We start from the raw sequence: 14,922 nt of genomic DNA, 5'->3' as shown, positions 1-14,922 counted from the left end.
CATGACCACGATCCCCGATCTCAAACCGATGCCGCAGTCCGAACGCACGCGGTCGCCGCAGGAACTCAAGATTCAGCGCGAACAAAGGCGCGGCGCGATCATCCGCTATGTGGTGCTGACTGCATTTGGCTTGTTGATGCTCTATCCGCTGATCTGGCTGGTGGGCGCATCGTTCAAAACCAACGAAGAGATATTCAGCTCTGCCGCGTTCTGGCCCAAGGACCCTACGATCCAAGGCTATATCGATGGCTGGCAAACCTCGACGCCCTATACCTTTGCGCGGTTCTTCATGAACTCGCTTTATATCGTGATCCCGAAAATGCTGGGCACGGCGTTTTCATCGGTGATCGTGGCCTACGGGTTCGCGCGGTTCGATTTTCCGGGCAAGAAGATCCTTTTCGGCATCCTGATCGCAACATTGCTGCTGCCCGACGTGGTCACGCGCATCCCGCAGTACCTGCTGTTTCGGGAATTGGGCTGGCTGGATACCTACCTGCCGCTGTTCGTGCCGCAGTGGTTCGCACTCGAGGCGTTTTTCGTTTTCATGCTGATCCAGTTCATGCGGTCGATCCCGCGTGACATGGAAGAGGCAGCAAGGGTCGACGGGGCGAACACGTTCCAGGTGCTTTGGTATGTGGTCGTGCCGATGCTGATGCCGGCCATCATCTCGGTCTGTCTGTTTCAGTTCATGTGGACCATGAACGATTTCCTCGGGCCGCTGATCTACATCTCTTCGGTCGAAAACTATCCGGTGTCGCTTGCGCTGAAACTCAGCATCGACACGACCGAGGCGTTCAACTGGAACCAGATCCTCGCGATGACCGTGCTTGCGCTGGCCCCGTCGCTGATCGTGTTCTTCATCGCTCAAAAATACTTCATCGAAGGTATCTCAACCGGAGGGGTCAAAGGCTGATGGCTGATCTGCAACTTACATCCGTCGAAAAGGTCTATGGCGGCGGCTTCAAGGCGGTGCATGGCATTGATCTGCATGTCGCGGACGGCGAATTCATGGTGCTTGTGGGGCCGTCGGGCTGTGCGAAATCCACCACCCTGCGGATGATCGCGGGACTGGAAACCATCACCGGCGGCGAAATCCGCATCGGGGAAAACGTCGTGAACGACCTGGTTCCGGGCAAGCGGGGCATCGCGATGGTGTTCCAGAATTACGCGCTTTATCCGCATATGAAAGTGCGGCGGAACCTGTCGTTCGGGCTAAAGCTCAAACGTGAACCTGCGGCCAGGATCGAAAGTGCGACGCAAGAGGTGTCGGGCATTCTCGAGATCGAGGAACTGCTCGACCGTCTGCCAAAGCAACTCTCGGGCGGTCAGGCCCAACGGGTTGCCGTGGGCCGCGCGCTGATCAAATCGCCCGAAGTCTTTCTGTTCGACGAGCCATTGTCGAACCTGGACGCCAAGCTGCGCGCGTCGATGCGCATTCGGATCACCGATCTGCACAAGCGTCTGCGCGACGAAGGGCGGCCCGCGACCGTGGTTTACGTGACCCACGATCAGGTCGAGGCGATGACCATGGGCGACCGCATCTGCGTTATGAAAGAAGGCCACATCATGCAGGTGGCCGATCCGGTGACGCTGTATGAACGGCCTGCCAATGCGTTCGTGGCCGGGTTCATCGGGATGCCCGAAATGAACCTGGCCCCGGCGGTGCTGGCCGATGACGGCGGTCTGAAAATCACGCTGGCTGGCCAGTCCATTGCTGTGCCACCGGAATTGGCCGCGCGGCTAACCGCGCAGGAGGGGCCGGTCACATTCGGCATCCGGCCGCAAAACATGGACATCGTGGCGGCAGGCACGCCCGATGCCTTTGCCGGCACGGTCCACAACATCGAGTTCATGGGCCACGAGGTCAATCTGCACATGAACATCGGGGACAGCACCTTTATCGCCGTGATCCCGAACGACAAATTCGACACCGGCATCCGGCGCGGTGACGCGGTTTCGATGCGCCCCCACGGCGCGCGAATCCATCTGTTCGACCGGGAAAGCGGGGCGAACATCTCGCTCGCGGACCAAACCAAATCACTGTCATAGGGAGGAAAACATGACATATTTCAAAACGATTTTGGGGGCTGCGTTGGCCACCACGACCCTGGCCGGGACAGCCAAGGCCGAAGACCTAAGGATGAGCTGGTGGGGCGGCGACAGCCGTCACGAGGCGACGCAAGCCGCGCTTGAGGTCTGTGGCGAGGCGCTTGGCCATACGATCAAGCCAGAGTTCACGGGCTGGTCCGGCCATTTTGAAAAGGTCGCCACCCAACTGGCAGGCGGCACAGAGGCCGACATCATGCAGATCAACTGGCCGTGGCTGCCGATCTTTTCCGAAAACGGTGACGGTTTTGCCGATCTGCGTCAGTTCGCGGATACGATCGACCTGTCCCAATGGTCCGACGAAGAACTTGAGGCATCCACCCGCAATGGCGCGTTGAACGGCCTTCCCGCGTCGGTGTCAGGTCGCATCTTCTTTTTCAACAAGACCACCTTTGACAAGGCCGGTCTGCCTCTGCCGACCACGTTCGACGAGTTGATGGCTGCCGGTCCGGTGTTCGCCGAAAAGCTGGGCGACAATTATTACCCGCTTGAAGGCATCGGTCTGGACGCGTCCCTGCTGATCCAGATGATCGTGACCCAGCAGACTGGCAAATCCTTTATCAATCCCGAAACCAACGCGGTTCAGTGGTCCGCCGCCGAACTGCAAGCGGGCATCGACATGTATCAGGCGATGGTCGACAACCATGTCATCAAGGGCTGGCAGGACCGCGCGGCGCAGGGCAACATCGCGTTGCATGAAAACGCGGATTGGACCTCTGGTCAGATCGCGGGCAGCTATCAGTGGGACACGACGTTCTTCAAGATTTCTGATCCCTTGGCCGAGGGGCAGGAACTGGTGCCGGCTGGACTGTTGCGCGTAGAAGGCGCGCAGAACGACGGTGTCTACCGCAAGCCGTCCATGGTGTTTTCGATCTCGGCCAATTCGCCCAATCAGCAGGCCGCGGCAGAGGTGCTGAACTGCCTGCTGACGCAGCCCGACGGGATCGCGGCCATGGGGTCCGCCCGTGGTGTGCCGTCGTCCGACGTGGCCGCGGCCCAGCTGCTGGAAAACGGGGGGATCGAACAGATCCAGGTCGATGCGCAGGACATGGTGATGCAAGCGGTCGCACCCGCGATCAGCCCCTACAACGAGGATCCCGACGTACGTGCGGGCATCGAGGACACGCTGGAACTGTTCGCCTATGGCGAGTTGGACAGTGCCGAAGCATCCGAAGAAATCCTGATGCTCGTGAGCGAAGCACTCGAAGACAAGTAACTGCATGCTGGCGTCGGTCTGCACCGGCGCCAGCAGAACAATTCCCCTGGAAAGCGCCGTTTCGTGCTCAACGTCCTCGCAATCACACCTTACACCGCAACCATTCTCATCCACGCAGACAAGGCCCGCTACCATCTGGATGCGCCGGTCAGCTGGCGGTTGGAGGGCGCTGACCAAGGCGGCGTCTCACATACCGTTCCCGTGTTCATCGAAGGGCTTGCTCCCGATACTTCCTATACATTTGCCACCGCCGAAGAGGCGGTCCGTTTTACGACCAAACCCTGCGCCGGTCTGATTGATGCCACCGATTTCGGCGTCGCGGCCGGTGCGGCGAACAACGCCGATGCATTTGCACGGGCCATTGATGCAGTGCCCACGGGTGGCACGCTGCTTGTGCCCGCAGGGCGATTTGCGAGTGGCCCGTTGTTCCTGAAATCCGACATGACATTCTGGCTGGCCGACGGGGCAATACTGGAGGCTGTTGCAGACCGCGGCGGCTGGCCGATCCTGCCGGAACACGACGATACTGGGCGCGTGATCGGTACGTGGGAAGGGCTTCCCGCTGCCAGTTTTGCCTCACCCGTGACAGCCATCGGCTGCGCCAATCTGGCGATCACGGGCCGCGGCACGCTGGATGGTGGTGGCGACCGTGGCGACTGGTGGCACTGGCCCAAGGAAACCCGCGACGGCGCGCGTCGACCCCGCACGCTGTTTCTGGCCCATTGCACGGACACGGTGCTGTCCGGCATCACTGTCCGCAATTCACCGTCATGGACGGTCCATCCGTTCCGCTGCGACCGGCTGACGGCGGCCGCGCTGCATATCCGGAATCCTGCCGACAGTCCCAACACCGACGGGTTCGATCCCGAAAGCTGCACACAGGTGCAGCTACGCGGGCTGCACATCAGCGTTGGTGACGACTGCATCGCCGTCAAGGCAGGCAAGCGCGGCACGGGTGACGATACCCGCGTGGATCACATCGCCCCCACCCGTCATCTGACGATTGCGAATTGCCTGATGGAGGACGGCCACGGCGCGGTCGTCATGGGGTCCGAGATGAGTGGCGACATCACCGACGTCGATATCACCCGTTGCGCGTTCAAGGGCACGGACCGTGGCCTGCGGATCAAGACCCGCCGTGGCCGTGGTGGGCAGGTATCCCGCATCACCATGGATGATGTGGTCATGGACGGCGTGGGAACGGCACTGGCCATAAATGCCTTTTACTTTTGTGATGCAGATGGAAAGTCTGCGGCGGTGCAGTCGCGTGATCCTGCACCCGTGGATGACACGACACCGCAGGTGTCTGACATCACCATCTCCAACCTGCGACTGCGCGGCGTGCGTCACGCGGCGGGAGCGTTTCTGGGCCTGCCAGAGGCACCAGTGCGCGGCCTGCGGCTGTCAGGGATCACGATTGACTATGATGCGACAGCCGAGGCGGGCGAAACGCTGATGGCCTGTCATTTGCCCCCTGCACGACACGCTGGGCTGTTGCACCGCTTTGCCATGATCCAGGCAGAGGCCGCGTTGACTGAGATACTCGAGGACTTGAACGATGTTGGCTGATTATTTCGACGACTACGCACGGCGCTACCAACCCTACAAGGGTGGAAGCTGGTGCTATGAGGATGGCTTGCTCTATCGCGGTCTGGAGGCCTGGCATCACCAGACGGGCGAGGCGCGTTGGCTGGACCATCTGCGACGCCTCACGGATCCGCAGATTGGCCAGGATGGAAGTCTGAAGGGCTATGGTTTGTCCGATTACAACATCGACAACATCCTGCCGGGCCGGACATTGTTGTATCTGCACGGGCTGACCGGGGACTCGCACTATATGAAAGCGGCCGACCTGCTGGCGCGGCAGTTACAGACCCAGCCGCGCACCCAAAGCGGCGTTTACTGGCACAAGCTGCGCTACCCTTGGCAGATATGGCTGGATGGTCTGTATATGGGGCAGCCGTTCCGGATCGCCCATGCACAGGCAAGGGGCGATGCAGGTGGTGTCTCCGACAGTCTGGCGCAATTGGATACCGCACTGGAAACCCTGCGCGACCCTGCAAGCGGTTTGTACTGGCATGCCTACGACGAAGCACGCGAACAGCCCTGGGCGGACCCCGCGACGGGATTCAATCGGGCATTCTGGGCTAGGGCGATTGGCTGGCTTGCCATGGCGCTGGTCGATGTGGCCGACCTTGTGGGGGATGATTTCGCGCCGCTCAGGGATCGCACGATCACCTTGCTGGACCGGATCGCTGCCTTGCGCACGGCGGACGGCATCTGGTGGCAGGTCATGGATCAGCCTGATCTGGATGGCAATTATTCCGAAACCTCTGCATCGGCGATGTTCACCTACGCGCTGCTGCGCGGTGCCGATCTGGGTCTGAACGTCGTGCCCGACGGGTTGGTCACAACGCTCGTGACCCGGTGCTTGCGTCCCAGAGCGGGCGGGGGGCAAGAGATGGTCGACATCTGCGAGGTCGCGGGCCTTGGCTGGTACGAAAACCGGTTCCGGGACGGCAGCGCCGCGTACTACCTGACCGAAGCGCGCGTCGCGGACGATATCAAAGGCGTCGGTCCGCTGATGATGGCAACTGCGCTGATGCAGCGCTGATGCGCCCGCAACTGACACCTGCGCAGGCCGCCGGGTATACCCGATCACAGGTGCTGCGCTACGTCGGCTCCGCCGGTGCAGAGCGCGATGACCCGTGGACGCCAGAACCGCTGGACCCCGCAAGATTGGTGCCGGATTATGTCGTGGGTTCTGGCTGTGACGCCGACGGCGTGCAGACGGCCGTCAATCTGGCCATCGCCGAGGGCCGCACAGGTCGCGTCGTGATCGGGATTGCCGCCGGCACACACGCAGGGCTGGTTTATCTGCCACGGGGTGCTGCCCGTTTTACACTGGTCGGGCTGGGCGATCATCCCGCAGATGTCGTGCTGTCCGAAAACATCGACGCGGAAATGTCCGGCACGGAATACAGCGCAAAGTTCGGCCAGTCGTTCGCGCAGGCGCATGCCTCGGTGCGTTCGATCCACGATCGGATCGCGGCGCTGGACACGATCACCACCGCCAACGCATCGGTCATCAGGGTCGAGGCGGACGGCACGCAACTGGTCAATCTGACAGTGCGCAACACCTACAATTGCGACCGCGCACAAGGTGGGTCCGATGACAGGAACGCCGCCGGGCAATTCACCACCGGCCAGCATCAGGCGGTGGCCTTGCTCGTCGCGGGCGCGGATCGGGTGCAGGTGCAGAATGTTGCGCTCAAAAGTTTTCAGGACACGCTGTATCTGCAATCGCCCACCCGGGGCGAGACCGTTCGATCGTGTTTCACCGACTGCGATATCGAAGGCGACGTCGATTTCATCTTTGGCCAGTCGACGGCATGGTTCGCGCGCTGCACGATCCGAACGCTGACCAGCCGTGCTGCGAAATCATGGGCCACGGCACCCAGCACCGACATCCGAACGCGGTTTGGGTTCGTGTTCCACGACTGCCATTTCACGCATGACGGACATGCCCGACCGGGCCAGTTCCACCTGGGACGGCAATGGTTCGAGGGCGTCCGCGCCACACCTTTCGGCTTGCCCGATATTTCGGGGTACAGGGTCACGATCGGTCCGACCTCTGCCTACCATGCACCCGTCGGGACGATCAGTCTGGCGACCCTCAATGCCGTCGGAAAATGCGTGATCCTGCATTCCAGGATCGCGGGTCATATCGACGCTGCCTCACCTTGGGACGCCTGGTCTGGCAACACTTGGAACCCACGGCATCGCCCGGTTCTGTACCGTGCGGCGGATATGCTGTCCCCTTTGGCCGACTGGCTGAGACAGCAGGGGCAAAGCTATGACGACATCTGCCCTGACACGATATTTCTGGGGGAATACGGCAATTCGACCGCATAAGGCCGTATTGTTTTCGCCCACCGCATTCAACGACAGTGCGCTAGAGGTGTCATGATCGGGCCATTCCCGCGCGTGCAGTCCACTTGTGCATCAGGTCGCGCCAGTCTCTGGCGATCTTTTGCCCGTAGATGACTGCGGCCTTGTCAGGGTCGCATCGACGTTGACGCCGATGGATTCCCCCAGTTTTTGCAGCGCGGGCAGAGACACGGCCATATCCATGATCGCGTCGACCGTCTGATTGATTGGCGACGACGCTGAATTGCCGGTGCTGCGATCAAGACCGGTCATCTGGTTGATCGAAATACCGGTGATCTTTTCTGCCGGTTTGACCATTTCGGACAGGATCTTTGGCAAGGCACCCAGTCTGGCCAGTTCCAGTTCCATGGCGACCTGCGCCTCTGAACGCGCATTTTCGGCATTGATCTGAGCCAGATGCGCCTCTGTCTCGGCCAGTCTGACGGCCTTGATCGCCTCGGCCTCTTCGCGTTTGGCAGCCGTCTTGTCCGCGGCGGTGGCCTTGTCGCTTGCGGCCATGATCCGGGCGCGGGCGGCTGTCGCCTCGGCTTGTTCCTGTGCTGCAATCAGGGCCAAGGCCTTGCGGCGTTCAGCCTCGGCCATCTGCCGGGCGGTCAACAGCGCCTCTGCCGCCTCGACGGCTGCGATCCGCGCCGTGTCGGCCTCGGTCTGGGCGCGGCTTTCTTCCTGGGATTTGGCGGCGCGCGAAATGTGGCTGTCCTGCTCGGCCATGTCGAGTGCCAGCGCCTGGGCGATTTCCGCCTGGCGCAGGGCCTGTTCCTTGGCGATATCGGCGGCGGCGATGTCCTGTTCCATCTGAATCCGGGCCTGTGCTGCGCTGCGTTCGCTGTCGGCCTTGCGCGCAGCGATTTCGGACAGTTGCGCCGCGATCAGGGTTTCGATTTCCTGCGTCTGCGCGATTTCGGCCCGGCGCTGGTCAAGGTTGATTTCCAGTTTGCGCCGTTCGGATTCCATTGCGGCGCGGGCGACGCTGACCTGGCTGTCGCCTTCGATCTCGGCGCGTTCCTTCTTTGACTTGGCGATGACTTCGGCCAGCTTTCGCATGCCGACCGCATTGAAGGCGTTGTTTTCATCCAGCGCTGCAAACGGGGTCTGGTCGAGCGCGGTCAACGACACGGAATCCAGCTGCAAACCGTAGTTCGCCAGCGTATCGGTCAGCGCCTCGCGCACCTGTTTGACGAAACTGGCGCGGTTTTCATGCAGTTCGTCCATCGTCATCTGTGCGGCCACCGACCGCAGCGCGTCGATCATCATGCCGTCGATCAGACCCTTGAGCTGGTCTGGCTGGAAAACGCGGTTGCCCAGCGTCTGTGCCGCCCGTGTGACCGCGTCGTCGTTGGGCGAGACGCTGGCATAGAATTCAGCGCCGACGTCAACGCGCAGGCGGTCCTTGGTGATCAGCGACGATTCACCGGACCTGGCCACGTCCATGCGCAGGGTCTGCATGTTGACGCGGTTGATTTCATGAAAATAGGGGATCGCCAATGTGCCGCCGTCGATCACGACGCGGCGGCCACCAAGACCGGTGCGCACCAGTGCGACCTCGTTCGTGGCGCGCTGGTAGAATGACGCGGCCAGCGCAATGATGATCGCCGCCACGATGAGGATGATGATGATCCAAGCCAGTGCAGACATGATGTGGCCTCCCTTATGATGACAGCCCGTGCATGTCGCACAGGATGTTTGATGACATGCCGCCGTCGGCGGGGATGTTGGTGCCGCGGATCCAGGTGGTCATGTCCGACAGCAGAAATGCGATGATGGGCGCGAGGTCGGCCGGCGTGCCGGGCCGGTCCATGATGCGGGCGTCTTCCTCGGCGCGGGCACCCAGGGTTTCCAGAAAATCCCCCAGGATCGGCGTATCGACCGGGCCGGGGCTGACCGTGTTCATGCGGATGCCGCGCTCGCGCCAGGTCCAGCGGTTCTGCAACGTCCAGGCGATCAGCGCTTCCTTGGAGAAAAAGTAGCTGCGCCCGCCTGCGTTGCTGATCTGATGCGCCTCGGCAAAGCGCGCCGCATCGTCCACATGCACGCCCTCGCTGGCACGGATCGCGGGGATCGCGTCAGCCCATCCGAAGCCCGCGAGCGAGGCAAGGTTCACGATACTGGCCCCGTCGTTCATTTTCGCGATCAGACCCTGTGTCAGGTGTTTCAGGCCAAAAAGGTTGACCGCCAGCACCTTGTCCGCCGGGGCGGTGGGCGGCAGGCCCGCGATATTGGCCAGCCCGTCGATGCCGTCCGGCAGGGCGTCGATCAGCGCGTCGATGGTGGCCCCGTCAGACAGATCGGCCCGGTAGAATTCCTCGACATGGTCGAACCGTTTTGTCACGTCGATCCCCAGCACGCGGGCCCCCATCGCCGTGCAGACCCGTGCGGTTTCCAGCCCGATACCGGACGCCGATCCGGTGACGACAATCGTTTTGCCCCGCAGCAGGGGTGCGCGTTCCCAGCCCATCAGAACACCGGCGGGAACGGACGGCCGCCGCGATCAAGCGTGATCCAGCGCGTTTCGGTAAAGGTTTCCATCGACCATTTCCCCCCGTGTTTGCCCACACCCGACGCCTTGCTGCCGCCGAACGGCACGTGCGGTTCGTCATTCACCGACGAACAGTTCACATGGCACATCCCGGTTTCCAGCTTGCGCGACATGTCCAGCGCGCGGTTTTCGTCGGCAGTGATGATGCCCGAGCTCAGTCCGTATTCGGTGTCATTGTTTAGGGCGATGGCCTCTGCGTCCGTGCTGAACGGGACGACGACCGCCACGGGACCAAAGGTTTCGTCCTGCCAGACCGCCATATCCGGGGTCACGTTGGTCAGGATCGTGGGTTCCACGAACCTGTCCCAGACGCGACCGCCCAGAACCGCCTTGGCCCCCTTGGCAAGCGCATCCTCGATCTGGAATTTCACCCGTTCGACCTGGCGGTCGTTGATCAGGGGACCGATCACATTGGCCTTGTCCGCCGTGTCGCCGGTTTTCAGCTTGGCCGCGCGGGCGACGAACTGGCGCAGGAAATCGGCGTAGATGCTTTCGTGAACCAGCACCTTTTCGACCGACATGCAGATCTGGCCCTGATGCATGAAGCTGCCGAAACTCGCGGCAGAGGTCGCACGATCCATGTCGGCGTCTTCCAGCACGATCAGGCTGTCCTTGCCACCCAGTTCGACACAGGCCTTTTTCAGGTGCGCGCCCGCCTTGGCCGCGATCTGGCGACCCACCGGGGTGGAACCGGTGAAAGAGATTCCCTTGACCAAAGGGTTTTCCACCAACTCGTCGCCCATTTCCCCCACGCGTTCGCGCGAACAAGTCACGACGTTGAACACGCCCTTGGGGATGCCCGCCTCTTGCATGATTTCGGCAAAGAACAGACCGCCCGCATAGGGCGTGTCCTCTGACGGTTTCAGCACGATCGTGTTGCCAGCTGCGAGCGGAAAGGCAAATCCGCGCGAGGTCAGGATGCCGGGCATGTTCCACGGGCTGATGACGCTGATCACGCCCATCGGGGTCCGTTCGACCATCGACACCTTGCCGTGTTGCGACGGCAGCATTTCACCCACCGCGTTATAGCACATGGCGGCTGCGGCGCGGAATACTTCTGGGACATAGCCCGCCTCGAACATGCCCTTGCCGAACCAACCGCCGCCTTCGGCCTGTGCGGCGGCAACGAAATCGGCCTTGCGTGCCTCCCAGACGTCGGCGGCGCGCAGCAGGATGCGGGCGCGGTCCTGAAAATGCAGGCCTGCCCAAGCTGGAAAGGCTGCTTGTGCTGCATTGATCGCATCGCGTGCCTCGGCGCGACCGCCGTCGGGGATCTGCGCCCAGACAGCGCCCGTGGACGGGTTGATGTCATCGAACGTGGTGTTCGAGGACACCCAGTTGCCGCCGATGAACATGCCTTTGATCTGGGTCTGTGAATCGCGCATCCTATTTCCTTTCAAATCCGCTGCCGTCGGGTTGGCGGCGGTACACTTCGACGCGCGGGGCGCGGTACACTTCGATCACGGGGCGTGGCTTCGCCTCGGTCGGTGGGGCAGGGGGCGGCGACGGCGCATAGCGGTCAGGTCGTGGCTGCGGCTTGGGACGGTTGCGGGCGGCCCGTGCGCTGCGTTCGATGTCGGCGAGGGCGGCAGCCAGCCGATCCGTCGGCACCGTTGCTGTTTGTGCCTGCTTTTGGTCAGGCCGCTTTTGTATTGTGGCGGCCACGCTTTGACGTCCCGCCGCCGCGACCAGATCATCGACCGAACGGCCAAGGATACTGTCCGCCGAGATGGTTTTCTGGCTGCGTGGGCGCAGGGCAAAGGCCTCTGACACGGTTTCCGGCATCTCGGGCGCGGGCGGTGTCGCGGCGCTTTCGTCGCCGCTGCCGACGCCCAGGTAGGCCGCCTGCACGGCAGGATCATTCATCAGGTTGGCGGCGCTGTCCTGATGCACGACATGGGCGTTTTCGATCAGATATCCGCGATCCGCGATGGCCAGCGATTGTTTGGCGTTCTGTTCAACCATCAGCACGCCGATGCCCAGTTCGCGCACCCGGGCGAGGTTCTGGAACAGCTCCTTGGACAGCAGCGGCGACAGGCCCAGCGATGGTTCGTCCAGCGTCAGAATGGTGGGGTTCGACATCATGGCGCGGCCAATCGCGACCATCTGCTGTTCGCCTCCCGACATGGTGCCGACGATCTGCCTGCTCCGTTCCGCCAGTTTCGGAAACAGGCTGTAGACACGGTCCAGCGTCATTTTCTCGTCGTCGCGTGCGCGTGGCGCATAGGCCCCCAGCGTCAGGTTTTCGCGCACCGTCAGGTCGGGGAACACGCCGCGCCCCTCTGGCACAAGTGCAAGTCCCGCATCGACGATCCGGTTCGCGCTCAGCCCGTTCAGCGCCGTGCCATCAAGGCGAATATCGCCGGTCACGGCACCTTCGCAAATCCCGCTTGCAGCCTTGAGCAGGGTCGATTTGCCAGCGCCATTGGCCCCGAGGATGACGACAATCTCGCCTTTGCCCACGGTGACATGCGCGTTTTCCAGCGCCCGGTGCTGGCCATAGCGCACCGTGACGTTTGACATCTCAAGCATCGTCGTCCCCCAGATAGGCGCGAATGACTTCCTTGTCGGACAAGACCTGCGTCGGTGTGCCCTCTGCAATCTTGGTGCCCGATGCCATGACGACGCAGCGGTCACACAGCGACCGGATCGCATCCATGACGTGTTCCACGAGGATGATCGTGCGGCCTTCGTCGCGCAGCGATTTGATCAGCGTGATTCCGATTTGCAGTTCGGTCGGGTTCAGGCCCGCCAGCCATTCATCCAGCAACAGCACCTTGGGGTCGCTGGCCAGCGTGCGCGCCAGTTCCACCCGCTTGGTGTCGATATAGGTCAGCTGCCCCAGCGCCATGTCGCCCTTGCCGCCAAGGCCCACCTTGTCCAGCAGTTGATCGGCGTGGTCCCAGGCATCTTGTCCCCAGCGCCTGCGATGGCCAAAGACGGCTCCGGCGACCACGTTTTCGCGCACGTTCATGGATGGCAACAGGCGCACAAGCTGGAACGTGCGACTGACGCCCTTGCGGGTGATGGTCTGCGCGGGCAGGCCGGATATGCGACTCCCCCACAGCGAGACGTTGCCCGACGTCAGCGGCAGCGCGCCCGAAATCAGGTTCAGGGTCGTGGATTTGCCGGACCCGTTGGGGCCAAGCAGGCCCACGACCTCACGCTCTGCCACATCGAAATCCATCGCGTTCACGGCGACCAGCCCGCCAAAGCGTTTGGTCACGCCGCGCAGGGACAGGACAGGGGTGCTCATGCTATGTGCCCTCCCGCGTGTTCAGGTGGCGATTGATCCGCCCCATCAGGCCGACGAAACCGCCGGGCAGCAGATAGACGATCACCAGGAATGCCACACCGATGACCAGCGTGGTCTGGTTGGGGAAATTGGACGACACGGCCTCGAGCAGGAACGTGAACGGAATGACGCCCAGCACTGGCCCCCACAGGCGGGATGCACCGCCCAGCAGCGCCATGATGACCACCTGAAACGACAGGATCGGCGCGAATGCCAGCGACGGTTCGATATAGACATAACGCGGGGCCAGGATCGCACCGGTCATGGCGGCCACGGCACCGGGCACCATGAACAGCAGCACCTTGGCGCGCGCCGTGTTGATGCCGGAATGGGCCGCGACGGTTTCGTCATCGCCGATGATCCGCAGCGCGAACCCCAGCCGCGACCGCCCGATCAGCCAGCCCGTGAGGAACACCGCCGCCGACAGACCCAGCAGCCACCAGTAGATTCCCGCCTCGTCGAGGTCGGTCAACACATAGAGGCCCTTTTGCCCCGAATTGTTCTGCACCCAAGTGATGACCTGCCGCACCAGTTCGGCCAGTCCGAGGGTGAAGATCACGAAGTAGACGCCCGACAGGCGCAGCGTCGCAAGGCCTACGAGTGCGGCGAGTACTGCACCGATGACCCCGGCCAGCCCCACCAGTGACCAGAACGGAAGCGTGTCGATGCCAAGGCCCGTGACATAGGTGCCGACGCCGAAAAACGCGGCTGTCGCAAGGCTGATGTAATGCGTCGGCCCTGAAAACAGTGCCCACGATGTCGCGAGGGCTGTGAACATCGCGATGGTGACGCCCAGCCCCAGCCAATAGCCCTGATCGCCCAAGGGCAGCAGCGCGCAGATGGCAAAGACGAGGCTTGCAAGGCACAGATTGCGGATATCGGTCGCGGTCAGGCTCATGTCGGTTTCTTTCCGAACAGGCCCTGCGGCCGGAACAAAAGGATGCCCAGGAACATCACGTATGCGGCGGCGAGCGTCAGGCCGGGGTCCAGCAGGCTGGCCACGAGTGTTTCCAGGATGCCCAGCAGCAGGGCCGCGACGATGGTGCCGCGTACGTCACCCACGCCGCCCATGATCACGATGATCAGCGCCTTGAGTGTGAACACGACCCCGGTCGAGGCATCGAGCGTGAGGTAGGTTGAAATCAGCGCACCACCCACCGCCGTGACAGCGCCGCCCAGCGCAAAGGCCAGCGCCGACAGGTGTTTTACATCAATGCCCACCAGCCGGGCAGAGGCGGGGGCCGTCGCAATCGCGCGGATCGACAGACCGGCGCGGGACCGGTTCAGCCACAGATACAGGGCGCCACAGATCAGCACCGCCATCACGAACGACAGCACGCGGTTGGCCCCGTAGGTATTGCCCAACAGCTCGACCGGGAAAGCCATGAAGCTGTAGGAAAAATAATCGCCGCCAAAAAAGCTGAGCATCAGACCCACGCCGATGAACGACAGGCCAAAGGTGGCAAGGATGCTGTCGGTTTCCAGCTGGCCACGGTTTTTCGCGCGGTTGACCAGCGGTTGCAGCATCAGGCGGTAGATCAGCCAGTTCAGCGCAAAGGCGAGCGGTGCCACCAGAAAGATCGTCAGGATCGGGCTGAGTTGCGTGGCCGTGTATGCGATGAACGCGAAATAGCCCCCGGCAACAAGGATTTCACCGTTGGCCAGATTCATGATCCGGGCAACGCCGTATTGCAGGTTCAGGCCCATCGCGATCAGCGCATAGGTGCCGCCCAGCAGAATACCTGTGATCAGAATGTCCAAAGTGGTGTTCCCCTGTTGATCGGTGCGGGACGGCGCGGACGCCGCCCCATTTGGTGT

The 14,922-nt window shown here is 62.3% G+C and carries 13 protein-coding genes; 6 read left to right on the top strand and 7 right to left on the bottom strand.

What is annotated here, in order from left to right; translation table 11 throughout:
• Position 1 precedes the first annotated feature (1 nt).
• The 6 genes from LGQ03_RS14440 (at position 2) to LGQ03_RS14415 (ending at position 7,237) form a co-directional block, all read left to right on the top strand.
• Positions 2-913, top strand: coding sequence for a carbohydrate ABC transporter permease (locus LGQ03_RS14440; RefSeq protein WP_218144657.1), 912 nt, complete (start codon positions 2-4; stop codon positions 911-913).
• Positions 913-2,049 carry an ABC transporter ATP-binding protein gene (locus tag LGQ03_RS14435; RefSeq protein ID WP_226748968.1) on the top strand — a complete coding sequence of 379 codons (1,137 nt, stop codon included), beginning with the start codon at positions 913-915 and terminating at the stop codon, positions 2,047-2,049. Before LGQ03_RS14440 ends, LGQ03_RS14435 begins: the two co-directional genes overlap by 1 nt.
• Before the next feature lie 10 nt (positions 2,050-2,059).
• Positions 2,060-3,322, top strand: a complete 1,263-nt coding sequence (locus LGQ03_RS14430; RefSeq protein WP_226748967.1) for an ABC transporter substrate-binding protein — start codon at positions 2,060-2,062, stop codon at positions 3,320-3,322.
• 63 nt (positions 3,323-3,385) lie between these two features.
• Positions 3,386-4,891, top strand: coding sequence for a polygalacturonase PglA (pglA, locus tag LGQ03_RS14425; RefSeq protein WP_226748966.1), 1,506 nt, complete (start codon positions 3,386-3,388; stop codon positions 4,889-4,891).
• On the top strand, positions 4,881-5,936 hold the full coding sequence (locus LGQ03_RS14420) for a glycoside hydrolase family 88/105 protein (RefSeq protein WP_226748965.1): 1,056 nt from the start codon (positions 4,881-4,883) through the stop codon (positions 5,934-5,936). The genes pglA and LGQ03_RS14420 overlap by 11 nt, the downstream gene beginning before the upstream one ends.
• Positions 5,936-7,237, top strand: coding sequence for a pectinesterase family protein (locus LGQ03_RS14415; protein ID WP_226748964.1), 1,302 nt, complete (start codon positions 5,936-5,938; stop codon positions 7,235-7,237). Before LGQ03_RS14420 ends, LGQ03_RS14415 begins: the two co-directional genes overlap by 1 nt.
• 90 nt (positions 7,238-7,327) lie before the next feature.
• Here the strand turns inward: LGQ03_RS14415 and LGQ03_RS14410 are convergent, their stop codons facing one another.
• The 7 genes from LGQ03_RS14410 to LGQ03_RS14380 are packed head-to-tail and all read right to left on the bottom strand — an operon-like array spanning position 7,328 to position 14,865.
• The gene (locus tag LGQ03_RS14410) at positions 7,328-8,908 is read right to left on the bottom strand and encodes a flotillin family protein (RefSeq protein ID WP_226748963.1); all 1,581 of its coding nucleotides are present in this window, start codon (positions 8,906-8,908) and stop codon (positions 7,328-7,330) included.
• Positions 8,909-8,921: 13 nt separating this feature from the next.
• Positions 8,922-9,728 (bottom strand): coniferyl-alcohol dehydrogenase, encoded by an 807-nt coding sequence (locus tag LGQ03_RS14405; protein ID WP_226748962.1) that lies wholly within the window; start codon positions 9,726-9,728, stop codon positions 8,922-8,924.
• On the bottom strand, positions 9,728-11,194 hold the full coding sequence (locus LGQ03_RS14400) for an aldehyde dehydrogenase family protein (protein WP_226748961.1): 1,467 nt from the start codon (positions 11,192-11,194) through the stop codon (positions 9,728-9,730). Before LGQ03_RS14400 ends, LGQ03_RS14405 begins: the two co-directional genes overlap by 1 nt.
• Position 11,195: 1 nt before the next feature.
• The gene (locus tag LGQ03_RS14395; protein WP_226748960.1) at positions 11,196-12,341 is read right to left on the bottom strand and encodes an ABC transporter ATP-binding protein; all 1,146 of its coding nucleotides are present in this window, start codon (positions 12,339-12,341) and stop codon (positions 11,196-11,198) included.
• Positions 12,334-13,065 carry an ABC transporter ATP-binding protein gene (locus LGQ03_RS14390; RefSeq protein ID WP_226748959.1) on the bottom strand — a complete coding sequence of 244 codons (732 nt, stop codon included), beginning with the start codon at positions 13,063-13,065 and terminating at the stop codon, positions 12,334-12,336. Before LGQ03_RS14390 ends, LGQ03_RS14395 begins: the two co-directional genes overlap by 8 nt.
• 1 nt (position 13,066) lies before the next feature.
• Positions 13,067-14,002, bottom strand: a complete 936-nt coding sequence (locus LGQ03_RS14385) for a branched-chain amino acid ABC transporter permease (RefSeq protein ID WP_226748958.1) — start codon at positions 14,000-14,002, stop codon at positions 13,067-13,069.
• Positions 13,999-14,865 carry a branched-chain amino acid ABC transporter permease gene (locus LGQ03_RS14380; RefSeq protein ID WP_090159758.1) on the bottom strand — a complete coding sequence of 289 codons (867 nt, stop codon included), beginning with the start codon at positions 14,863-14,865 and terminating at the stop codon, positions 13,999-14,001. Before LGQ03_RS14380 ends, LGQ03_RS14385 begins: the two co-directional genes overlap by 4 nt.
• Between the last annotated feature and the right edge of the window lie 57 nt (positions 14,866-14,922).

The sequence above is a fragment of the Loktanella gaetbuli genome (genome assembly GCF_020531945.1).
GTDB classification, from domain to species: Bacteria; Pseudomonadota; Alphaproteobacteria; order Rhodobacterales; family Rhodobacteraceae; genus Loktanella; species Loktanella gaetbuli.
This window is presented reverse-complemented; position numbering and strand designations above follow the sequence as displayed.

What these genes read in the sequence shown, in the direction of transcription:
- LGQ03_RS14415 (WP_226748964.1), top strand. Translation starts at nt 5,936, where the DNA reads ATGCGCCCGCAACTGACACCTGCGCAGGCCGCCGGGTATACCCGATCA.
- LGQ03_RS14385 (WP_226748958.1), bottom strand. Translation starts at nt 14,002, where the DNA reads ATGAGCCTGACCGCGACCGATATCCGCAATCTGTGCCTTGCAAGCCTC.
- LGQ03_RS14440 (WP_218144657.1), top strand. Translation starts at nt 2, where the DNA reads ATGACCACGATCCCCGATCTCAAACCGATGCCGCAGTCCGAACGCACG.
- LGQ03_RS14410 (WP_226748963.1), bottom strand. Translation starts at nt 8,908, where the DNA reads ATGTCTGCACTGGCTTGGATCATCATCATCCTCATCGTGGCGGCGATC.
- LGQ03_RS14435 (WP_226748968.1), top strand. Translation starts at nt 913, where the DNA reads ATGGCTGATCTGCAACTTACATCCGTCGAAAAGGTCTATGGCGGCGGC.
- LGQ03_RS14400 (WP_226748961.1), bottom strand. Translation starts at nt 11,194, where the DNA reads ATGCGCGATTCACAGACCCAGATCAAAGGCATGTTCATCGGCGGCAAC.
- LGQ03_RS14395 (WP_226748960.1), bottom strand. Translation starts at nt 12,341, where the DNA reads ATGCTTGAGATGTCAAACGTCACGGTGCGCTATGGCCAGCACCGGGCG.
- LGQ03_RS14430 (WP_226748967.1), top strand. Translation starts at nt 2,060, where the DNA reads ATGACATATTTCAAAACGATTTTGGGGGCTGCGTTGGCCACCACGACC.
- LGQ03_RS14420 (WP_226748965.1), top strand. Translation starts at nt 4,881, where the DNA reads ATGTTGGCTGATTATTTCGACGACTACGCACGGCGCTACCAACCCTAC.
- LGQ03_RS14390 (WP_226748959.1), bottom strand. Translation starts at nt 13,065, where the DNA reads ATGAGCACCCCTGTCCTGTCCCTGCGCGGCGTGACCAAACGCTTTGGC.
- LGQ03_RS14405 (WP_226748962.1), bottom strand. Translation starts at nt 9,728, where the DNA reads ATGGGCTGGGAACGCGCACCCCTGCTGCGGGGCAAAACGATTGTCGTC.